Genomic DNA, 18942 nt, shown 5'->3' on the forward strand with positions numbered 1-18942 from the left:
CCACAAGCGGGCCGAAAAAACTTCTGAACCGAGCAATGCGTGTCTGCCGGCAGATCGCCGTCGAATTGAACAACCGGCCCGGCGCTCGCATCGGCATGACGCATTACTACCTGATTGAAGAACTGCTGTCGTCAGGAACGATTGAACTGTGCGCAGGCTCCGCGTTCGGAGACGCGCTGGAAGTTCTGCTGACCGGCGTTCAGGAGCACTTCGCCAAGGAAAAGCTGGACGCCGCCGCGCAAAAGTCCGCGCGAAAGCTGCTCGATATGCTCCGCGACCAGCACGGCTTCTACCGTGAGCACTTCGCCAAAAGGATCGCAGCATGAAGGTTTTGTACTTCACCGGCCCCTGGTGTCAGGCATGCCAGCAGCTGAAGCCATTTGTCGAGCGCGAGACGACCAACCATGGCGTTACGCTGGAATACATCGACATGGGCGAACAGCCCGACGTTGCTGACGCGCACGGCGTTCGCGGAATCCCGGCAATCTCGATTGTCGATGACGCGGACAAGCAGGTTGACCTGATTACTGCCGCGCAGATCCGCATCCGCCTTCCGGCTGCTCTGAAGGAGGCAGCCGCCGCCCGCGCCCACGCAGAGGCCCTGATCGCGCTGACGAAGCGGGAGGCCAGCCATGACTGACGCGCCGCGCGACGTGCCTGCGCAGGAGCGCGAATGCCTGGAGTTTGTCTGATGACAGAGAAAGCGTTTCAGAAGATCAAGGCAGGGCTAGAGGATGCCCGCGATATGCTCGCCGCCGCCCCTGCCGCGCCTGCGCAGGAGCCGGTGACGCCCGATGTAACAGCCCGATTTGTTACGTCCTCCGGGTGCATCCAAGGCTTTCAATCCGTTCCGGTAAGCGCGGTTCGGATGAGCGACGACGGGACGCAATTAGACGTTGATTTGGATTACTGGCCTCCAGCCGCCAGCCCGCAGGTGAAGGTCAAGCCGCTGGTGTGGGAGGAGCATCCCGCCGGGCTGGTCGCGAGCGCCGGCGGGATCGGCGAGGCATACATCATCGACACACGGATTGCGCGCCGTGTGCACTTCATGAAGGGCATGGATCACAACCGGACATACCCTTCCTTGGAGGCTGCCAAAGCCGCCGCCCAGGCCGACTTCGAGCGCCGCGTCCGCGCGTGCCTAGTGGGCAAGATCGTGAACAAGGATCTGGATGGCGGAGGCGACAATGACTGACCAGAAAATCAACGACGGCGGGCCGGCATTTCCCTGGAATGAGAAGCACAGCGATGGATCGCATTACCACGGCAATCCCGGCATGTCGCTCCGCGACTGGTTCGCCGGGCACATCGCCGCCGCAATGATGACTGCGACGAGCGCGGATAGCGACTACCCCAACATCGACTACCAGCGAGATGCTGGTGGCCCAACCGTTGCAGAACGTGTTGCGACCATCGCGTACCGCTTGGCAGACGCCATGCTCCAGGCGCGGGAGGCGAGCAATGACTGACGACATCAAGCTGCTGCCGATGCCGAAGGGCGAGGCCGTTGGGATGTATCAAGCGTGGAGCTACGACCAGATGCAAGCCTACGCCCGCGCCAACGTCCTGCACCACACCGCCACGCTACAGGCCGAGATCGAGGCGCTGCGGGCAGAGTGGGACGCGCTGCGCGCAGAGAGCGCGAACGCCGGAGGTATGTCTGATGAACATGAGCAAAGGTGATGTGTGCGCGCTGGAAGTGGAGGTGATGTCTGTCGATGACCTGAAGGGATCGGCCATCATCACCTATGAGGCGCACGACGGCAGGATTTGCGGTGCATCGGTAGATACGTCGAGGCTCAAAGTGCTCCGCCCAGCCCCGGTCGATCTGGCGACGTGCCCGCTGCCGGCGCAAGCCACCGTCGATGGGGATAATCCAGCGCGGCAAGTGACGGTGCTGGCTCGCAACGGAGATGTGGCATGGGTGCGCGAGCGCGACGGATCGCACAGCACCGTTCTGCTGTCATGCCTGCGCCCCGTTGCGAAATCGGCCACCAATTTTTTTGTCATGCTGCCCGTGCCGGAGCCGCTGAAAGAGCCGCCGGAAAAGGGGACCGCATATTGGTGCGTGAGTGATGACTTCGACGATCTCTGGTGGAGCGAGTGGGACGGCCGGGCCACGGATCAAAGGCGTCTCCAGGACGGTCGTGTCTTCGCAACTCGCGAGGCAGCTGTCGCCGCGCTGATGGAAGCCGCCATCAGGGCAAGGGGGAGCGAATGATTACAGCAGAATACATCCAGCACATGGGTAGTGACCTGGTGGTGGCCAATGCGGCCAGGGTTTCATTCGACAAGGAGAGTGAGTGGGACAAGGAGCACTTCTCCGGCGAGGATGATGTGTACCTAGAGCGGCTGTCCGCCCGCGACGCCAAGCTTATCGCCTACCTGGCCCGTCACAACCACTTCACGCCCTTCACGCACTGCATGATTACCATGCGTGAAACCGTACCGATCTTTGTGGCCCGGCAGCGTTTCAAACACGTAGTAGGTTTCTCATACAACGAGGTGAGCCGCCGCTACGTAGACGACGAGCCGGAGTTCTATGAGCCGGAAGTCTGGCGGAAACGCGCGGACCACGTGAAGCAGGGAGTAGCGATGAGCCTGTGGAGATGGGCCATAGGACCCGTGAGGCTGTGGCCTGCTACGCCAAGGAAGCCGTGACGCTTTATAATGAATTGCTGCGCCTTGGTACTGCTCCTGAACAAGCCCGCATGGTCCTGCCTCAGAGTATGTTGACGAGTTATTATGTGACCGGCTCCCTGGCAGCCTTCGCTCGCGCGTACACCCTACGCACCCATGAAACCGCACAGCGCGAAATCCAGGACCTTGCGAAACAATGGGATGCGATCATCAGGCCGCTGTTTCCTGTGGCTTGGGGGGCGCTCACGGGAGGCGAGGCATGATCCTTTCTGCCGCCACCATCCGCGCCATCCAGCCGGTCCGCCCGTTCTGCGAGCACACCATTCACAATGGCCGCTCCTACGGCCTATCGCACGCAGGCTATGACGTGCGCATCAAACAGGACGTTTTCCTGCGCGCCGGCGAGTTCTCGCTGGCGTCAACCGTCGAGCACTTCGAGATGCCCGACGACGTGCTGGCTATCGTCCACGACAAGAGCACATGGGCACGGCAGGGGTTGTCTGTGTTTAATACGGTGATCGAGCCAGGATGGCACGGCTGGCTGACCCTTGAGCTGAAAAACCAGCACCACACCAACCACATCAGGATCGCGGCAGGCGATCCGATTGCGCAGGTTGTGTTCCAGCGGCTCGACATGCCGACGGTTCCATACGCCGGTAAATATCAATCACAGCCTGACCGACCCGTTGAGGCCATCCTTGAAAGGAGCGCGGAATGACCACAGCAAAAGTCGCGCGCGTTTTCACGCCTGAGCAGGTTGCAGAAATATGGGGCTGCACGGGCAACCACGTCCGCAACCTGATAAAGCGCGGCGAACTCCGCGCTTTCCGGTTAGGCTCCAAACTGATTAGAATCCCGGCTGACGCCATCGCAGAGTATCAGGCATGCCAGATTACAGCATCGGACGCCTCAACGGGCGATACGTCGTCTCATGGTGGATTGACGGGAAGCGAAAGCGTTATCGTCTTAAAGCACTCAACGCGAAGGACGCGGAGCGCGAGGCGCTAGACACGATCCGCAGGGATGCTGGCAATCCCGACACGGGAACCATTGCCGATATATGGGATGCCTACCGTGCAGAAAAGGAAGGACGGCGTGTGGCAGAGGCCATGCGCCATGAATGGAAGGCCATAGGGCCTTTCTTCGGCCACCTTCGCCCAGAGCAGGTCACGACGGCCAAGTGCCGGGATTACACAGCAGCCCGGCGCAAGGCAGGCAAGCATGATGGCACGATATGGACTGAATTAGGCCACCTGCGCACGGCGCTGGTGTGGGCGCTTGGCCGGGACAAAGCCCCACGCATTGACCGGCCTGCGAAGCCAGCCCCAAAAGAGCGATACCTTACGACGGCTGAAATCGCGCGGCTGCTTGACGCGCCGATGGCGCATCACATCAGGTTGTCGATCCTGCTCATGCTGTCCACCGCCGGGCGCGTCGGCGCTGTGCTCGAATTGACGTGGGATCGCGTGGACATGGAACGCGGCCAGATAAACTTGCGCACGGATGCGACAGGGCCGCGCAAGGGCCGGGCAATTGTCCCGATGAACGCCGGGCTTCGCGCTGCGCTAGAACATGCCCGATCTGGTGCGCTGACGGATCATGTCATCGAATGGGCGGGCCGGCCGGTCAAAAGCATCAAGACGGGGTTTAACGCCGCCGTTGCTGCCGCTGGACTTGAAAACGTGACGCCCCACGTCCTGCGCCATACAGCCGCCGTTCATCTGGCGGCGGCAGGAGTGCCGATGGCGCGCATTAGTCAGTACCTGGGCCACAGCAGCACGGCAGTAACAGAACGGGTCTATGCGCGCTTTTCGCCAGACCATCTGCGTGATGAGGCTGAAATACTGGATTTCACGAGCATCAAGCGTATTGCATGACGCTAGCCATATTTTACGGAGTGCTCGCAGGTTCATTGAACCTGGACAGGCGGCGAATGGCTGAATCAGGTTCGGAAAAGCGCATTGTAAAGTCTGCTCTTTTCGCCAGAACGCAAGAGATTCAACGATCCGCCGCCTGCTCATAACGGTCTGGTTGCAGGTTCGAGTCCTGCCGGGCCCACCATAATTTTTTGGCGCGTCATGAGATTGCGGAGCGCCCGCCAGGGCGTTGCGCCTGACGCTGCGCAGCGGTCGCCCGCTCAATCCGTTCCGGACCATATTCAGGGCGACCCTGCCGGTCCGGCTTTCCTCCCCCCTGCATGGCGTCAGGCGGTGAGGCGCGCGCCGTCGCGGCGCGGGCGCTGGCGCGGCGATCGGCTGTATGCGCTCGCGCACGCCGCATGTCTTTCCCTGCCGGCGGCGCATGGCGCGGCCGGGGCGCTGGCGGCGGCGGGCCGCGCGCCCGGGCGCGGGCTGGCGAATGCGGAGCGAGGCGTCGGGTTGCATTCCCTGCGGGCGCCCAGGATGATGCGACGTATGGCCCGCATGTCGGGCGCGCGCCGGCGGCGGCGTTCATGCGGCGTTCATGGAGAGCCGCGACGCCGGGGGGTTGCAGGGAGGGCGGCGTGGCCGCAGCAACAGTTCGTGACGTGACTTTCCAGCTGCTGCGCGAGCTGGGCGTCACCACCATTTTCGGGAACCCCGGCTCGACCGATGAAACGTTCCTGAAGAACTTTCCCGCCGATTTCAGATACGTCCAGGTGCTGCAGGAAGCGTCGGCGGTGGGCGTCGCCGACGGCTGGGCCCAGGCCATGCGGCGGCCCGCGCTGGTGAACGTGCATACCTCCGCGGGCCTGTGCAACGCCATGAGCAACATTCTCACGGCCTTCCAGAACCGCACGCCGCTCGTCATCACCGCCGGCAACCAGACGCGCGCCATGCTGCTCATGGAGCCGTGGCTCACCAATGTGGAGCCCGCCATGCTGCCGCGCCCGTGGGTGAAGTGGAGCCACGAGCCGGCGCGCGCGGAAGACGTGCCGGCCGCCTTCATGCGCGCCTTCGCCATGGCCATGCAGCCTCCGGCCGGTCCGGTGTTCCTCTCCATTCCGCTGGATGACTGGGACAGGCCTGCGGCGGGCCCGGTCGCGCCGCGCAGCGTGTCGCAGCGTGTCGCCCCGGACGCGGAGCGCATCGCGCTTTTCGCCGCCCGCCTGTCGCAGGCCAGGCGTCCGGCGCTCATTTATGGTTCGGCCATCGCCCGTGGCGGCGGGTGGAGGCAGGCCGTCGCCCTGGCGGAGAAACTGCAGGCTCCGGTGTACGCCGCGCCCGCATCCGAAAGGCCGCCGTTTCCGGAAACCCATCCGCTTTACGCCGGCGGGCTGCCTTTCGCCATGGGGCCGCTGGCGCAAAGGCTGGAGGGGCACGACGCCGCCCTCGTCGTGGGCGCGCCGGTTTTCCGGTATTATCCCTATATTGACGGCCCTTACATTCCCGATGGCCTCGACCTCATGCACGTCACCGACGACCCGGCCGAGGCGGCGCGGGCGCCGGTGGGCGACAGCCTGCTGGGCGACGCCGTTCTGGCGCTTGAAGCGCTGGAGCGGCTGACGCCGGCGCGCGCCGCGCCGGCGGCGCCGGTGCGCCGCCAGGCGCACGGGATGGCTCCGCACCCGCCGGCCGCGCCGCAGCCTGACGGCGGCCTGCCGGACGCCGGCGCGCTGTTCCGCGCCCTGCGGGCCGCCTGCCCGCCGGATACGGTGCTGGTGGAGGAAACGCCGTCCAGTTTGCCCGAGCTGCACGCCGCCTGGCCTGTTGAGCAGCCGGACGCCTTCTACACCTTCGCCAGCGGCAGTCTGGGGTGGGGGCTGCCGGCCAGCGTTGGCGTGGCCCTCGCCGAGCGGGACAGCGGCCGCAACCGCCCGGTTGTTGCGGTGATTGGCGACGGCTCGGCGCAATACGCCATCCAGGGGTTGTGGACGGCCGTGCGGCTGGAGCTGCCGGTGCTTTTCGTGATTCCGGCCAACGGGCAGTACTGCATTCTCAAGTCCTTCGCAGGGCTTGAGGGGACGCCGGGCGTGCCCGGCCTTGACATTCCCGGCCTGGATTATGTGGCGCTGGCGCAAGGATATGGCGCGACCGGGGTGCGCGCGCAGACCCTTGCAGAGGTGCAGGGCGCCGTCGCCGCGGCCCTCGCACGCAAGGGGCCGACCGTGCTGGAGGTTCCTGTCCAGCCCGCCGTGCCGCCGCTGCTCTGAGGCGCGCCGCTGCTCTGAGGCGCCCGGGGCGCCGTCGCCCGTTCCGTCCGGATCGCGTTCCGGCGCCAGGCCGGCCGTTCGCCGCCATGCGGTGCGAACGGCCAGGCTGGCCGCGTGGGCGCAGGCTGCGCCGCGCTGGCGGCTGGCGCGCGTCAGCGACGGCTGGTGTCGCTGATGTTGGCGGCGGGAGACGGAGCGCTCCTGTCCGCTTCCGCGCCGTCGGCGGCCTCAGCCTTCACCAGCACGCCCTCCCGCAGCCACAGCGCGGCGACGTCGTTCTCGGTGAGGTCCGGCTCGGCCGGCGCGGCAGTCGCCGCCGTCGCCGCCGCCAGCCGCGCGGCGAGCGTTTCTCCGTCCGTCGCGGCGGGGGCGCGCGTCGCCCTGGCGGCGGCGCGCGCGGGGGCTCCGGCGGCGCCGGCGGCGGCGAGGCAGCTGGAGATGGCCGCGAGAATGCCGGGAAAGAATTCGCGGCGGACAAAAATCGAAACGCCGTCTCGCGCTGTGTAAGCATGCGGTGAGCACCACATCTGAGACGCCTCCGCCTCAGGCTATGCCTTACCCCGTGGTGGCTGCCTTCCAGTTCCACGGCAGCAGTTCATCGATACGCGCAGCCGGAATGCTATTGATCCTGGCGAGGACGTCGGCCAGCCACGCCTGAGGATCAACGTCGTTCATGCGGGCGGTGACAATCAGGCTGTACATCGCCGCAGCGCGCTGTCCGCCGCGATCCGATCCGCAGAACAGCCACGCCTTGCGGCCAAGGGCGACGCCGCGCAGCGCCCGTTCGGCGGCGTTGTTCGACAGGCAGATCCGCCCGTCATCGAGGAAGCGCGTGAACGATGGCCAGCGCTGGCTCAGATAGCCGATGGCCCTCACCAGGGGATGGCCACGACTGAACTGGTCCCGGGTCTGGCCAAGCCATGCCTCCAGCTGCGCAATCACCGGCGCGCTGCGCATCTGGCGCACGGCCCGGCGCCCGTCGGCGCTGGCTCCATTGATGTCGCGTTCGATCGCGAACAGGCTGTCGATCAGGCGAACAGCTTCCAGCGCCCGCGGATAGACGGACGGCGGCTTCAATCCCCTGGCCGTTTTGCGGGCGGCGCTTTCGATGTCCGCCAGCTCAAAGAACTTGCGTCTTGCGTGCGCCCAGCAACCCGCCTCCAGAATGGGGGCTGGCGCGCGCTCTGGCCTGTACAGCTCATTGTAACCGCCATAGGCGTCGGCCTGAAGAATGCCGCTCCATGCCCTGAGGTGCTCCTGCGGGTGAACGCCCCGACGGTCGCGTGAGTAATGGAAGACAGCCGCCGGTGGCGCGGGGCCGCCCCAGGGGGCGTCGTCACGCACATAGGTCCAGAGCCGGCCCGTATCGGTCTTGCCCTTCGCCAGCACCGGAACCGTGGTGTCGTCGCCATGCAGCCGTTTAGCCGCCAGCACATGCGCCTCGATCCGCGAGAACAGCGGGGCCAGCACCGAGGCAGCGCCGCCGACCTGATCCGCCAGCGTCGACAGGCCCAGCGGCACGCCCTCGCGGGCATAGCGCTCGCACTGGCGGTTGAGCGGCTGATGCTGGCCAAACTTCTCGAACACGATCTGGGCCAGAAGCCGGGGACCGGCCCAGCCGCGCGGCAGCACATGGAACGGCGCTGGAGCCTGGGCGATGGCCTCGCAGTCGCGGCACGAGAACTTCTCCCGCACCGTCTGGATCACCTTCCACTGGCGCGGGATCACCTCCAGCGTCTCGGTGATGTCCTCGCCCAGCTTCCTCAGCCGCGCGCCGCCGCAGCAGGCGCAGGCGCGCGGGGCTTCAACCACCACCCGCTCACGCGGCAGGTGCTCAGGGAAAGGCTGACGCGCGGGCTTCCTGCGGCGGAACGCGGCGACAGGCGTGGTCGCGCGGGCGGCGGCTTTCTCTGCGGCAAGCTCGTCCTCGGTCGCGCCAGTCTCAAGCTCCTCCAGCTGCAGCTCAAGCTGGTCGAGCAGGCGGGCGGTCCGCTCCGATGAGGCGCCAAAGCGCTCACGTTTGTACTTCGCAATGAGCAGCTTCAGATGGGCGATCTGCGCCTGGTCATCGGCGCGCCGGGCCCGGGCTGCGGCGGCTTCTGCCTCGGCCCGGTCAGCCCGCTCCACGGCGGCGACGAGCGCCGCTTTCAGCGCTGCGACATCGTCAGGAACGGGGCTGGCCATGGCTTTCATGACCGTAGTGAATCACAGATCAGGGCGTTTGTGGCGCCCCAAAATGCCGTCTGGCCAAACTATTTTTGCTCAGCCGGCGCTGCGCGGCCTCCAGCTGTGTTGCGGATGGCGCCAGTCAATTCCTTCGAGCAAATAGCCGAGCTGGGCTGCCGTTAAGGCAACCGCGCCGCCCCCTGTCGCAGGCCAGATGAACCGGCCGCGTTCCAGCCGCTTCGCATAGAGCGACATGCCGATCCCGTCGTGCCACAGGATCTTGCACAGTGCGCCGCCGCGGCCCCGGAAGACATACAGGTCGCCGCAATGGGGATCGCGCCGGAAATGCTCCTGCACCAGCAGCGCAAGGCCATTCATGCCCTTCCTCATGTCGGTGTGGCCAGAGCAGATCCACACCCGGGCGCCGGCGGGGATCATCGCAGCGCCTGCAGCACGGCGCTGACCAGCGCAGGCGGGGCTGAAAGGGGGATATCAATCCGCGCTGTGACAAGGGTGACGCTGATCACCGGGGCGCCTTCAGGCCCCGGGCTGCATTCATCGCCCGCCACAGCTTCCAGGCTTGAGCCCGCCGCCACCGGCGCAGACCCCTCATCCTCTGTCAGGACAACCGGCACGAACCTCCCCGCTGCCTGCCGGGCCTCGCGGCGCCACTTGTAGATCAGGCTGGTGGCCACACCGAACCGTCGCGCGACCTCCGCAATCACCGCGCTGGGCATGGTTGACGCCAGCACAATCTCTTCGCGCTCCGCCGCACTCCAGCGACGGCGACGTTCGGATCCGGAAATAACCGCCACTTGCATGAACCTGCGCGATCGTGTCCCGTGCCGTGGTGTAGTTGGATTTCATAGCCATCGGTGATTTCCGATAGGGTCGGGTTGCTTAGAACCAACCTGAAGGACACCACCGATGACCGACGATATGATGAACCTGCGCTCGCTCGTTGAGAAGAGTGCTGACGCCGATTTGCTGCGCGAGATGATCGGCTTTGCCGCCGAGAAGCTGATGGAATTGGAGGTCGGCGCGAAAACAGGCGCGGCCTATGGCGAGAAGAATGCCTTTCGGCTGGCCCAGCGCAACGGCTACCGCGACAGAGACTGGGAGACGCGGGCCGGAACAGTAGAACTTCGCATTCCGAAACTCCGCACCGGCAGCTACTTTCCGAGCTTCCTGGAGCCGCGTCGCATGGCCGAGAAAGCCCTGACCGCGGTGATCCAGGAAGCCTACATCCAGGGCGTTTCGACCCGCTCGGTTGACGACCTCGTTAAGGCCATGGGCATGTCGGGCATTTCCAAGAGCCAGGTCTCCCGGCTGTGCGAGGAGATCGACGAGAAGGTGAAGGCTTTTCTCGACCGGCCCATCGAAGGCGAATGGCCCTACCTCTGGATTGACGCGACCTATTTGAAGGTCCGGCGTGGCGGGCGCATCGTCTCTGTTGCAGTCATCATTGCCGTCGGCGTCAACACCGACGGCCGACGCGAAGTGCTCGGCATGGAGATCGGCACGTCCGAGGCCGAGGCGATCTGGACCGAGTTTCTTCGAAAGCTGACCAGGCGGGGTCTGCGTGGCGTCAAGCTCGCCGTCTCAGATGCGCATGAGGGCATCAAAGCCGCAGTATCGAAGGTGCTCTGCGCTACCTGGCAGAGGTGCCGGGTGCACTTCATGCGCAATGCTTTGGCCCATGCTGGAAAGAGCGGACGGCGTGTCGTCTCCGCCTTCATTGCCACGGCCTTCGCTCAGGACACGTCGGAGGCGGCAAGCACCCAGTGGCGCAACGTCGCCGACCAGATCAGGCCAAAGGTGCCGAAGCTCGCCAGTCTCATGGACAGCGCCGAGCAAGACGTGCTCGCCTACATGACCTTTCCCAAGCAGCATTGGGCCAAACTTCACTCGACCAACCCGATTGAGCGATTGAACGGCGAGATCAAGCGGCGGACAGAGGTCGTCGGCATCTTCCCCAACGACGACGCTATCGTGCGCCTGGTCGGTGCACTGCTGCTCGAACAGAACGATGAATGGGCCGTCCAGCGATCCCGCTATATGACCCTTGAGACAATCGCTACGATGAGCGATGATCCACTCATCAGCCTGCCAGCAACAAGCTGACACTCATCCGACCCTCTGGGATGAGCCGTGGCCGTCTAAGCTACACCACGTCCTGGGACATCATCACCTGCGCTCTTAACTGCGTCCTTATGAGCACAGCTTCAGCACAAGGCACTGTCACGACAAGGCGGCCTTCGCCGGAGGCTCACTTTGCTCCGGGGGAGCGACTGGAATGAGCGCTGTCGAGACTGCGAAAGCTGCAGGCTGGATCGTTCCGGCGAGGCCGGCTGGCCGGGCGGTCAGGGCCGCCATGACGCGCCTCGCGGCCCGGTGACGTCAGCCCGGGCTGGCCCTGTTACAGGCGCGCCGCCCGCCCCCGCCGGCCGGCGACGACTGGCGGCATTGATCGCGCGCCTCTTCTCTTGACTATTACCTGGACGGACGGCTGCAACGGCGAGGAGTCCATGCTGCGCATTCCCTATGAAAACCTTCGCATCACCGAGGAATCCCATGAGGGCTTCCGCGTTGAAATTCTTCCGGTGGCGACAGCGCGGTGAGCCTCCGGCGAAGGCCGCCTTGTCGTGACAGTGCCTTGTGCTGAAGCTGTGCTCATAAGGACGCAGTTAAGAGCGCAGGTTCATGCAAGTGGCGGTTATTTCCGGATCCGAACGTCGCCGTCGCTGGAGTGCGGCGGAGCGCGAAGAGATTGTGCTGGCGTCAACCATGCCCAGCGCGGTGATTGCGGAGGTCGCGCGACGGTTCGGTGTGGCCACCAGCCTGATCTACAAGTGGCGCCGCGAGGCCCGGCAGGCAGCGGGGAGGTTCGTGCCGGTTGTCCTGACAGAGGATGAGGGGTCTGCGCCGGTGGCGGCGGGCTCAAGCCTGGAAGCTGTGGCGGGCGATGAATGCAGCCCGGGGCCTGAAGGCGCCCCGGTGATCAGCGTCACCCTTGTCACAGCGCGGATTGATATCCCCCTTTCAGCCCCGCCTGCGCTGGTCAGCGCCGTGCTGCAGGCGCTGCGATGATCCCCGCCGGCGCCCGGGTGTGGATCTGCTCTGGCCACACCGACATGAGGAAGGGCATGAATGGCCTTGCGCTGCTGGTGCAGGAGCATTTCCGGCGCGATCCCCATTGCGGCGACCTGTATGTCTTCCGGGGCCGCGGCGGCGCACTGTGCAAGATCCTGTGGCACGACGGGATCGGCATGTCGCTCTATGCGAAGCGGCTGGAACGCGGCCGGTTCATCTGGCCTGCGACAGGGGGCGGCGCGGTTGCCTTAACGGCAGCCCAGCTCGGCTATTTGCTCGAAGGAATTGACTGGCGCCATCCGCAACACAGCTGGAGGCCGCGCAGCGCCGGCTGAGCAAAAATAGTTTGGCCAGACGGCATTTTGGGGCGCCACAAACGCCCTGATCTGTGATTCACTACGGTCATGAAAGCCATGGCCAGCCCCGTTCCTGACGATGTCGCAGCGCTGAAAGCGGCGCTCGTCGCCGCCGTGGAGCGGGCTGACCGGGCCGAGGCAGAAGCCGCCGCAGCCCGGGCCCGGCGCGCCGATGACCAGGCGCAGATCGCCCATCTGAAGCTGCTCATTGCGAAGTACAAACGTGAGCGCTTTGGCGCCTCATCGGAGCGGACCGCCCGCCTGCTCGACCAGCTTGAGCTGCAGCTGGAGGAGCTTGAGACTGGCGCGACCGAGGACGAGCTTGCCGCAGAGAAAGCCGCCGCCCGCGCGACCACGCCTGTCGCCGCGTTCCGCCGCAGGAAGCCCGCGCGTCAGCCTTTCCCTGAGCACCTGCCGCGTGAGCGGGTGGTGGTTGAAGCCCCGCGCGCCTGCGCCTGCTGCGGCGGCGCGCGGCTGAGGAAGCTGGGCGAGGACATCACCGAGACGCTGGAGGTGATCCCGCGCCAGTGGAAGGTGATCCAGACGGTGCGGGAGAAGTTCTCGTGCCGCGACTGCGAGGCCATCGCCCAGGCTCCAGCGCCGTTCCATGTGCTGCCGCGCGGCTGGGCCGGTCCCCGGCTTCTGGCCCAGATCGTGTTCGAGAAGTTTGGCCAGCATCAGCCGCTCAACCGCCAGTGCGAGCGCTATGCCCGCGAGGGCGTGCCGCTGGGCCTGTCGACGCTGGCGGATCAGGTCGGCGGCGCTGCCTCGGTGCTGGCCCCGCTGTTCTCGCGGATCGAGGCGCATGTGCTGGCGGCTAAACGGCTGCATGGCGACGACACCACGGTTCCGGTGCTGGCGAAGGGCAAGACCGATACGGGCCGGCTCTGGACCTATGTGCGTGACGACGCCCCCTGGGGCGGCCCCGCGCCACCGGCGGCTGTCTTCCATTACTCACGCGACCGTCGGGGCGTTCACCCGCAGGAGCACCTCAGGGCATGGAGCGGCATTCTTCAGGCCGACGCCTATGGCGGTTACAATGAGCTGTACAGGCCAGAGCGCGCGCCAGCCCCCATTCTGGAGGCGGGTTGCTGGGCGCACGCAAGACGCAAGTTCTTTGAGCTGGCGGACATCGAAAGCGCCGCCCGCAAAACGGCCAGGGGATTGAAGCCGCCGTCCGTCTATCCGCGGGCGCTGGAAGCTGTTCGCCTGATCGACAGCCTGTTCGCGATCGAACGCGACATCAATGGAGCCAGCGCCGACGGGCGCCGGGCCGTGCGCCAGATGCGCAGCGCGCCGGTGATTGCGCAGCTGGAGGCATGGCTTGGCCAGACCCGGGACCAGTTCAGTCGTGGCCATCCCCTGGTGAGGGCCATCGGCTATCTGAGCCAGCGCTGGCCATCGTTCACGCGCTTCCTCGATGACGGGCGGATCTGCCTGTCGAACAACGCCGCCGAACGGGCGCTGCGCGGCGTCGCCCTTGGCCGCAAGGCGTGGCTGTTCTGCGGATCGGATCGCGGCGGACAGCGCGCTGCGGCGATGTACAGCCTGATTGTCACCGCCCGCATGAACGACGTTGATCCTCAGGCGTGGCTGGCCGACGTCCTCGCCAGGATCAATAGCATTCCGGCTGCGCGTATCGATGAACTGCTGCCGTGGAACTGGAAGGCAGCCACCACGGGGTAAGGCATAGCCTGAGGCGGAGGCGTCTCAGATGTGGTGCTCACCGCATGCTTACACAGCGCGAGACGGCGTTTCGATTTTTGTCCGCCGCGAATTCTTTCCCGGCATTCTCGCGGCCATCTCCAGCTGCCTCGCCGCCGCCGGCGCCGCCGGAGCCCCCGCGCGCGCCGCCGCCAGGGCGACGCGCGCCCCCGCCGCGACGGACGGAGAAACGCTCGCCGCGCGGCTGGCGGCGGCGACGGCGGCGACTGCCGCGCCGGCCGAGCCGGACCTCACCGAGAACGACGTCGCCGCGCTGTGGCTGCGGGAGGGCGTGCTGGTGAAGGCTGAGGCCGCCGACGGCGCGGAAGCGGACAGGAGCGCTCCGTCTCCCGCCGCCAACATCAGCGACACCAGCCGTCGCTGACGCGCGCCAGCCGCCAGCGCGGCGCAGCCTGCGCCCACGCGGCCAGCCTGGCCGTTCGCACCGCATGGCGGCGAACGGCCGGCCTGGCGCCGGAACGCGATCCGGACGGAACGGGCGACGGCGCCCCGGGCGCCTCAGAGCAGCGGCGCGCCTCAGAGCAGCGGCGGCACGGCGGGCTGGACAGGAACCTCCAGCACGGTCGGCCCCTTGCGTGCGAGGGCCGCGGCGACGGCGCCCTGCACCTCTGCAAGGGTCTGCGCGCGCACCCCGGTCGCGCCATATCCTTGCGCCAGCGCCACATAATCCAGGCCGGGAATGTCAAGGCCGGGCACGCCCGGCGTCCCCTCAAGCCCTGCGAAGGACTTGAGAATGCAGTACTGCCCGTTGGCCGGAATCACGAAAAGCACCGGCAGCTCCAGCCGCACGGCCGTCCACAACCCCTGGATGGCGTATTGCGCCGAGCCGTCGCCAATCACCGCAACAACCGGGCGGTTGCGGCCGCTGTCCCGCTCGGCGAGGGCCACGCCAACGCTGGCCGGCAGCCCCCACCCCAGACTGCCGCTGGCGAAGGTGTAGAAGGCGTCCGGCTGCTCAACAGGCCAGGCGGCGTGCAGCTCGGGCAAACTGGACGGCGTTTCCTCCACCAGCACCGTATCCGGCGGGCAGGCGGCCCGCAGGGCGCGGAACAGCGCGCCGGCGTCCGGCAGGCCGCCGTCAGGCTGCGGCGCGGCCGGCGGGTGCGGAGCCATCCCGTGCGCCTGGCGGCGCACCGGCGCCGCCGGCGCGGCGCGCGCCGGCGTCAGCCGCTCCAGCGCTTCAAGCGCCAGAACGGCGTCGCCCAGCAGGCTGTCGCCCACCGGCGCCCGCGCCGCCTCGGCCGGGTCGTCGGTGACGTGCATGAGGTCGAGGCCATCGGGAATGTAAGGGCCGTCAATATAGGGATAATACCGGAAAACCGGCGCGCCCACGACGAGGGCGGCGTCGTGCCCCTCCAGCCTTTGCGCCAGCGGCCCCATGGCGAAAGGCAGCCCGCCGGCGTAAAGCGGATGGGTTTCCGGAAACGGCGGCCTTTCGGATGCGGGCGCGGCGTACACCGGAGCCTGCAGTTTCTCCGCCAGGGCGACGGCCTGCCTCCACCCGCCGCCACGGGCGATGGCCGAACCATAAATGAGCGCCGGACGCCTGGCCTGCGACAGGCGGGCGGCGAAAAGCGCGATGCGCTCCGCGTCCGGGGCGACACGCTGCGACACGCTGCGCGGCGCGACCGGGCCCGCCGCAGGCCTGTCCCAGTCATCCAGCGGAATGGAGAGGAACACCGGACCGGCCGGAGGCTGCATGGCCATGGCGAAGGCGCGCATGAAGGCGGCCGGCACGTCTTCCGCGCGCGCCGGCTCGTGGCTCCACTTCACCCACGGGCGCGGCAGCATGGCGGGCTCCACATTGGTGAGCCACGGCTCCATGAGCAGCATGGCGCGCGTCTGGTTGCCGGCGGTGATGACGAGCGGCGTGCGGTTCTGGAAGGCCGTGAGAATGTTGCTCATGGCGTTGCACAGGCCCGCGGAGGTATGCACGTTCACCAGCGCGGGCCGCCGCATGGCCTGGGCCCAGCCGTCGGCGACGCCCACCGCCGACGCTTCCTGCAGCACCTGGACGTATCTGAAATCGGCGGGAAAGTTCTTCAGGAACGTTTCATCGGTCGAGCCGGGGTTCCCGAAAATGGTGGTGACGCCCAGCTCGCGCAGCAGCTGGAAAGTCACGTCACGAACTGTTGCTGCGGCCACGCCGCCCTCCCTGCAACCCCCCGGCGTCGCGGCTCTCCATGAACGCCGCATGAACGCCGCCGCCGGCGCGCGCCCGACATGCGGGCCATACGTCGCATCATCCTGGGCGCCCGCAGGGAATGCAACCCGACGCCTCGCTCCGCATTCGCCAGCCCGCGCCCGGGCGCGCGGCCCGCCGCCGCCAGCGCCCCGGCCGCGCCATGCGCCGCCGGCAGGGAAAGACATGCGGCGTGCGCGAGCGCATACAGCCGATCGCCGCGCCAGCGCCCGCGCCGCGACGGCGCGCGCCTCACCGCCTGACGCCATGCAGGGGGGAGGAAAGCCGGACCGGCAGGGTCGCCCTGAATATGGTCCGGAACGGATTGAGCGGGCGACCGCTGCGCAGCGTCAGGCGCAACGCCCTGGCGGGCGCTCCGCAATCTCATGACGCGCCAAAAAATTATGGTGGGCCCGGCAGGACTCGAACCTGCAACCAGACCGTTATGAGCAGGCGGCGGATCGTTGAATCTCTTGCGTTCTGGCGAAAAGAGCAGACTTTACAATGCGCTTTTCCGAACCTGATTCAGCCATTCGCCGCCTGTCCAGGTTCAATGAACCTGCGAGCACTCCGTAAAATATGGCTAGCGTCATGCAATACGCTTGATGCTCGTGAAATCCAGTATTTCAGCCTCATCACGCAGATGGTCTGGCGAAAAGCGCGCATAGACCCGTTCTGTTACTGCCGTGCTGCTGTGGCCCAGGTACTGACTAATGCGCGCCATCGGCACTCCTGCCGCCGCCAGATGAACGGCGGCTGTATGGCGCAGGACGTGGGGCGTCACGTTTTCAAGTCCAGCGGCAGCAACGGCGGCGTTAAACCCCGTCTTGATGCTTTTGACCGGCCGGCCCGCCCATTCGATGACATGATCCGTCAGCGCACCAGATCGGGCATGTTCTAGCGCAGCGCGAAGCCCGGCGTTCATCGGGACAATTGCCCGGCCCTTGCGCGGCCCTGTCGCATCCGTGCGCAAGTTTATCTGGCCGCGTTCCATGTCCACGCGATCCCACGTCAATTCGAGCACAGCGCCGACGCGCCCGGCGGTGGACAGCATGAGCAGGATCGACAACCTGATGTGATGCGCCATCGGCGCGTCAAGCAGCCGCGCGATTTCAGCCGTCGTAAGGTATCGCTCTTTTGGGGCTGGCTTCGCAGGCCGGTCAATGCGTGGGGCTTTGTCCCGGCCAAGCGCCCACACCAGCGCCGTGCGCAGGTGGCCTAATTCAGTCCATATCGTGCCATCATGCTTGCCTGCCTTGCGCCGGGCTGCTGTGTAATCCCGGCACTTGGCCGTCGTGACCTGCTCTGGGCGAAGGTGGCCGAAGAAAGGCCCTATGGCCTTCCATTCATGGCGCATGGCCTCTGCCACACGCCGTCCTTCCTTTTCTGCACGGTAGGCATCCCATATATCGGCAATGGTTCCCGTGTCGGGATTGCCAGCATCCCTGCGGATCGTGTCTAGCGCCTCGCGCTCCGCGTCCTTCGCGTTGAGTGCTTTAAGACGATAACGCTTTCGCTTCCCGTCAATCCACCATGAGACGACGTATCGCCCGTTGAGGCGTCCGATGCTGTAATCTGGCATGCCTGATACTCTGCGATGGCGTCAGCCGGGATTCTAATCAGTTTGGAGCCTAACCGGAAAGCGCGGAGTTCGCCGCGCTTTATCAGGTTGCGGACGTGGTTGCCCGTGCAGCCCCATATTTCTGCAACCTGCTCAGGCGTGAAAACGCGCGCGACTTTTGCTGTGGTCATTCCGCGCTCCTTTCAAGGATGGCCTCAACGGGTCGGTCAGGCTGTGATTGATATTTACCGGCGTATGGAACCGTCGGCATGTCGAGCCGCTGGAACACAACCTGCGCAATCGGATCGCCTGCCGCGATCCTGATGTGGTTGGTGTGGTGCTGGTTTTTCAGCTCAAGGGTCAGCCAGCCGTGCCATCCTGGCTCGATCACCGTATTAAACACAGACAACCCCTGCCGTGCCCATGTGCTCTTGTCGTGGACGATAGCCAGCACGTCGTCGGGCATCTCGAAGTGCTCGACGGTTGACGCCAGCGAGAACTCGCCGGCGCGCAGGAAAACGTCCTGTTTGATGCGCACGTCATAGCCTGCGTGCGATAGGCCGTAGGAGCGGCCATTGTGAATGGTGTGCTCGCAGAACGGGCGGACCGGCTGGATGGCGCGGATGGTGGCGGCAGAAAGGATCATGCCTCGCCTCCCGTGAGCGCCCCCCAAGCCACAGGAAACAGCGGCCTGATGATCGCATCCCATTGTTTCGCAAGGTCCTGGATTTCGCGCTGTGCGGTTTCATGGGTGCGTAGGGTGTACGCGCGAGCGAAGGCTGCCAGGGAGCCGGTCACATAATAACTCGTCAACATACTCTGAGGCAGGACCATGCGGGCTTGTTCAGGAGCAGTACCAAGGCGCAGCAATTCATTATAAAGCGTCACGGCTTCCTTGGCGTAGCAGGCCACAGCCTCACGGGTCCTATGGCCCATCTCCACAGGCTCATCGCTACTCCCCTGCTTCACGTGGTCCGCGCGTTTCCGCCAGACTTCCGGCTCATAGAACTCCGGCTCGTCGTCTACGTAGCGGCGGCTCACCTCGTTGTATGAGAAACCTACTACGTGTTTGAAACGCTGCCGGGCC

The 18942-nt window shown here is 65.9% G+C and carries 25 protein-coding genes and 2 pseudogenes; 18 read left to right on the top strand and 9 right to left on the bottom strand.

Features of this window, described 5'->3' with window-relative positions; genetic code table 11:
* The 12 genes and pseudogenes from ACFFJB_RS00220 to mdlC (ACFFJB_RS00275) form a co-directional block, all read left to right on the top strand.
* Positions 1–326, top strand: a 326-nt coding sequence (locus ACFFJB_RS00220) for a hypothetical protein (protein ID WP_376828556.1), incomplete at its 5' end; no start/stop codon positions are given.
* Complete coding sequence (locus ACFFJB_RS00225) at positions 323–640, top strand: thioredoxin family protein (RefSeq protein WP_376828558.1); 318 nt, start codon at positions 323–325, stop codon at positions 638–640. The genes ACFFJB_RS00220 and ACFFJB_RS00225, both read left to right, overlap by 4 nt.
* 228 nt (positions 641–868) lie before the next feature.
* Complete coding sequence (locus ACFFJB_RS00230) at positions 869–1195, top strand: hypothetical protein (protein ID WP_376828560.1); 327 nt, start codon at positions 869–871, stop codon at positions 1193–1195.
* Positions 1188–1469 (top strand): hypothetical protein, encoded by a 282-nt coding sequence (locus ACFFJB_RS00235; RefSeq protein ID WP_376828561.1) that lies wholly within the window; start codon positions 1188–1190, stop codon positions 1467–1469. Before ACFFJB_RS00230 ends, ACFFJB_RS00235 begins: the two co-directional genes overlap by 8 nt.
* Positions 1462–1683, top strand: a complete 222-nt coding sequence (locus ACFFJB_RS00240) for a hypothetical protein (protein ID WP_376828563.1) — start codon at positions 1462–1464, stop codon at positions 1681–1683. Before ACFFJB_RS00235 ends, ACFFJB_RS00240 begins: the two co-directional genes overlap by 8 nt.
* Positions 1664–2221, top strand: coding sequence for a hypothetical protein (locus tag ACFFJB_RS00245; RefSeq protein WP_376828565.1), 558 nt, complete (start codon positions 1664–1666; stop codon positions 2219–2221). Before ACFFJB_RS00240 ends, ACFFJB_RS00245 begins: the two co-directional genes overlap by 20 nt.
* A complete protein-coding gene (locus tag ACFFJB_RS00250) occupies positions 2218–2661 on the top strand; it encodes an FAD-dependent thymidylate synthase (RefSeq protein ID WP_376828567.1) in 444 nt (147 codons plus the stop codon). The genes ACFFJB_RS00245 and ACFFJB_RS00250 overlap by 4 nt, the downstream gene beginning before the upstream one ends.
* The gene (locus ACFFJB_RS00255; protein WP_376828569.1) at positions 2658–2903 is read left to right on the top strand and encodes an FAD-dependent thymidylate synthase; all 246 of its coding nucleotides are present in this window, start codon (positions 2658–2660) and stop codon (positions 2901–2903) included. Before ACFFJB_RS00250 ends, ACFFJB_RS00255 begins: the two co-directional genes overlap by 4 nt.
* The gene (locus tag ACFFJB_RS00260; protein WP_376828571.1) at positions 2900–3358 is read left to right on the top strand and encodes a dCTP deaminase; all 459 of its coding nucleotides are present in this window, start codon (positions 2900–2902) and stop codon (positions 3356–3358) included. Before ACFFJB_RS00255 ends, ACFFJB_RS00260 begins: the two co-directional genes overlap by 4 nt.
* Positions 3355–3510: pseudogene (locus tag ACFFJB_RS00265) on the top strand (helix-turn-helix domain-containing protein); the annotation flags it as partial. The gene ACFFJB_RS00260 and the pseudogene ACFFJB_RS00265, both read left to right, overlap by 4 nt.
* A 14-nt stretch (positions 3511–3524) precedes the next feature.
* Positions 3525–4517: a tyrosine-type recombinase/integrase gene (locus tag ACFFJB_RS00270; RefSeq protein WP_376828572.1), complete on the top strand. Its 993-nt coding sequence runs from the start codon at positions 3525–3527 to the stop codon at positions 4515–4517.
* A gap of 626 nt (positions 4518–5143) precedes the next feature.
* Positions 5144–6772, top strand: a complete 1629-nt coding sequence (mdlC, locus tag ACFFJB_RS00275) for a benzoylformate decarboxylase (RefSeq protein ID WP_376828574.1) — start codon at positions 5144–5146, stop codon at positions 6770–6772.
* A gap of 152 nt (positions 6773–6924) precedes the next feature.
* Here the strand turns inward: mdlC (ACFFJB_RS00275) and ACFFJB_RS00280 are convergent, their stop codons facing one another.
* From ACFFJB_RS00280 to tnpA (ACFFJB_RS00295), 4 genes are all read right to left on the bottom strand, one after another.
* On the bottom strand, positions 6925–7299 hold the full coding sequence (locus ACFFJB_RS00280) for a hypothetical protein (protein ID WP_376828575.1): 375 nt from the start codon (positions 7297–7299) through the stop codon (positions 6925–6927).
* A gap of 28 nt (positions 7300–7327) precedes the next feature.
* Positions 7328–8956, bottom strand: coding sequence for an IS66 family transposase (gene tnpC / locus ACFFJB_RS00285; RefSeq protein WP_376828577.1), 1629 nt, complete (start codon positions 8954–8956; stop codon positions 7328–7330).
* Positions 8957–9034: 78 nt separating this feature from the next.
* On the bottom strand, positions 9035–9376 hold the full coding sequence (gene tnpB / locus ACFFJB_RS00290; protein ID WP_376828492.1) for an IS66 family insertion sequence element accessory protein TnpB: 342 nt from the start codon (positions 9374–9376) through the stop codon (positions 9035–9037).
* Entirely contained in the window at positions 9373–9759 is a 387-nt protein-coding gene (gene tnpA, locus ACFFJB_RS00295; protein WP_376828579.1) for an IS66-like element accessory protein TnpA, read from the bottom strand. Before tnpA (ACFFJB_RS00295) ends, tnpB (ACFFJB_RS00290) begins: the two co-directional genes overlap by 4 nt.
* A 106-nt stretch (positions 9760–9865) precedes the next feature.
* On the opposite strand from tnpA (ACFFJB_RS00295), the gene ACFFJB_RS00300 reads away from it, so the two are divergent.
* The 6 genes from ACFFJB_RS00300 to ACFFJB_RS00325 all read left to right on the top strand — a co-directional run bounded on the left by ACFFJB_RS00300 (position 9866) and on the right by ACFFJB_RS00325 (position 14476).
* Complete coding sequence (locus ACFFJB_RS00300; protein ID WP_376828581.1) at positions 9866–11062, top strand: IS256 family transposase; 1197 nt, start codon at positions 9866–9868, stop codon at positions 11060–11062.
* 362 nt (positions 11063–11424) lie between these two features.
* Positions 11425–11559 carry a hypothetical protein gene (locus ACFFJB_RS00305; RefSeq protein WP_376828486.1) on the top strand — a complete coding sequence of 45 codons (135 nt, stop codon included), beginning with the start codon at positions 11425–11427 and terminating at the stop codon, positions 11557–11559.
* 82 nt (positions 11560–11641) lie between these two features.
* Positions 11642–12028: an IS66-like element accessory protein TnpA gene (tnpA, locus tag ACFFJB_RS00310; RefSeq protein WP_376828579.1), complete on the top strand. Its 387-nt coding sequence runs from the start codon at positions 11642–11644 to the stop codon at positions 12026–12028.
* Entirely contained in the window at positions 12025–12366 is a 342-nt protein-coding gene (gene tnpB, locus ACFFJB_RS00315; protein ID WP_376828492.1) for an IS66 family insertion sequence element accessory protein TnpB, read from the top strand. The genes tnpA (ACFFJB_RS00310) and tnpB (ACFFJB_RS00315) overlap by 4 nt, the downstream gene beginning before the upstream one ends.
* 78 nt (positions 12367–12444) lie before the next feature.
* Entirely contained in the window at positions 12445–14073 is a 1629-nt protein-coding gene (gene tnpC, locus ACFFJB_RS00320; RefSeq protein ID WP_376828577.1) for an IS66 family transposase, read from the top strand.
* 28 nt (positions 14074–14101) lie between these two features.
* Positions 14102–14476, top strand: coding sequence for a hypothetical protein (locus tag ACFFJB_RS00325; protein ID WP_376828575.1), 375 nt, complete (start codon positions 14102–14104; stop codon positions 14474–14476).
* Positions 14477–14628: 152 nt separating this feature from the next.
* Here the strand turns inward: ACFFJB_RS00325 and mdlC (ACFFJB_RS00330) are convergent, their stop codons facing one another.
* The 5 genes and pseudogenes from mdlC (ACFFJB_RS00330) to ACFFJB_RS00350 all read right to left on the bottom strand — a co-directional run.
* Positions 14629–16257, bottom strand: a complete 1629-nt coding sequence (gene mdlC / locus ACFFJB_RS00330; protein WP_376828574.1) for a benzoylformate decarboxylase — start codon at positions 16255–16257, stop codon at positions 14629–14631.
* A 626-nt stretch (positions 16258–16883) separates the two neighbouring features.
* Positions 16884–17876, bottom strand: a complete 993-nt coding sequence (locus tag ACFFJB_RS00335; RefSeq protein WP_376828572.1) for a tyrosine-type recombinase/integrase — start codon at positions 17874–17876, stop codon at positions 16884–16886.
* Positions 17877–17890: 14 nt separating this feature from the next.
* Positions 17891–18046: pseudogene (locus ACFFJB_RS00340) on the bottom strand (helix-turn-helix domain-containing protein); the annotation flags it as partial.
* The gene (locus ACFFJB_RS00345) at positions 18043–18501 is read right to left on the bottom strand and encodes a dCTP deaminase (protein ID WP_376828571.1); all 459 of its coding nucleotides are present in this window, start codon (positions 18499–18501) and stop codon (positions 18043–18045) included. The pseudogene ACFFJB_RS00340 and the gene ACFFJB_RS00345, both read right to left, overlap by 4 nt.
* Positions 18498–18942, bottom strand: a 445-nt coding sequence (locus ACFFJB_RS00350) for an FAD-dependent thymidylate synthase (protein WP_376828583.1), incomplete at its 5' end; no start/stop codon positions are given. The genes ACFFJB_RS00345 and ACFFJB_RS00350, both read right to left, overlap by 4 nt.

This window comes from Camelimonas abortus (assembly GCF_042432745.1).
Lineage (GTDB): Bacteria > Pseudomonadota > Alphaproteobacteria > Rhizobiales > Beijerinckiaceae > Camelimonas > Camelimonas abortus.

Bases quoted from the DNA above. Each gene is read 5' to 3' on its own strand.
- ACFFJB_RS00225 (WP_376828558.1), top strand. From the start codon at position 323: ATGAAGGTTTTGTACTTCACCGGCCCCTGGTGTCAGGCATGCCAGCAG.
- ACFFJB_RS00230 (WP_376828560.1), top strand. From the start codon at position 869: ATGAGCGACGACGGGACGCAATTAGACGTTGATTTGGATTACTGGCCT.
- ACFFJB_RS00235 (WP_376828561.1), top strand. From the start codon at position 1,188: ATGACTGACCAGAAAATCAACGACGGCGGGCCGGCATTTCCCTGGAAT.
- ACFFJB_RS00240 (WP_376828563.1), top strand. From the start codon at position 1,462: ATGACTGACGACATCAAGCTGCTGCCGATGCCGAAGGGCGAGGCCGTT.
- ACFFJB_RS00245 (WP_376828565.1), top strand. From the start codon at position 1,664: ATGAACATGAGCAAAGGTGATGTGTGCGCGCTGGAAGTGGAGGTGATG.
- ACFFJB_RS00250 (WP_376828567.1), top strand. From the start codon at position 2,218: ATGATTACAGCAGAATACATCCAGCACATGGGTAGTGACCTGGTGGTG.
- ACFFJB_RS00260 (WP_376828571.1), top strand. From the start codon at position 2,900: ATGATCCTTTCTGCCGCCACCATCCGCGCCATCCAGCCGGTCCGCCCG.
- ACFFJB_RS00270 (WP_376828572.1), top strand. From the start codon at position 3,525: ATGCCAGATTACAGCATCGGACGCCTCAACGGGCGATACGTCGTCTCA.
- ACFFJB_RS00280 (WP_376828575.1), bottom strand. From the start codon at position 7,299: ATGTGGTGCTCACCGCATGCTTACACAGCGCGAGACGGCGTTTCGATT.
- tnpC (WP_376828577.1), bottom strand. From the start codon at position 8,956: ATGGCCAGCCCCGTTCCTGACGATGTCGCAGCGCTGAAAGCGGCGCTC.
- tnpB (WP_376828492.1), bottom strand. From the start codon at position 9,376: ATGATCCCCGCCGGCGCCCGGGTGTGGATCTGCTCTGGCCACACCGAC.
- tnpA (WP_376828579.1), bottom strand. From the start codon at position 9,759: ATGCAAGTGGCGGTTATTTCCGGATCCGAACGTCGCCGTCGCTGGAGT.
- ACFFJB_RS00300 (WP_376828581.1), top strand. From the start codon at position 9,866: ATGACCGACGATATGATGAACCTGCGCTCGCTCGTTGAGAAGAGTGCT.
- tnpA (WP_376828579.1), top strand. From the start codon at position 11,642: ATGCAAGTGGCGGTTATTTCCGGATCCGAACGTCGCCGTCGCTGGAGT.
- tnpB (WP_376828492.1), top strand. From the start codon at position 12,025: ATGATCCCCGCCGGCGCCCGGGTGTGGATCTGCTCTGGCCACACCGAC.
- tnpC (WP_376828577.1), top strand. From the start codon at position 12,445: ATGGCCAGCCCCGTTCCTGACGATGTCGCAGCGCTGAAAGCGGCGCTC.
- ACFFJB_RS00325 (WP_376828575.1), top strand. From the start codon at position 14,102: ATGTGGTGCTCACCGCATGCTTACACAGCGCGAGACGGCGTTTCGATT.
- ACFFJB_RS00335 (WP_376828572.1), bottom strand. From the start codon at position 17,876: ATGCCAGATTACAGCATCGGACGCCTCAACGGGCGATACGTCGTCTCA.
- ACFFJB_RS00345 (WP_376828571.1), bottom strand. From the start codon at position 18,501: ATGATCCTTTCTGCCGCCACCATCCGCGCCATCCAGCCGGTCCGCCCG.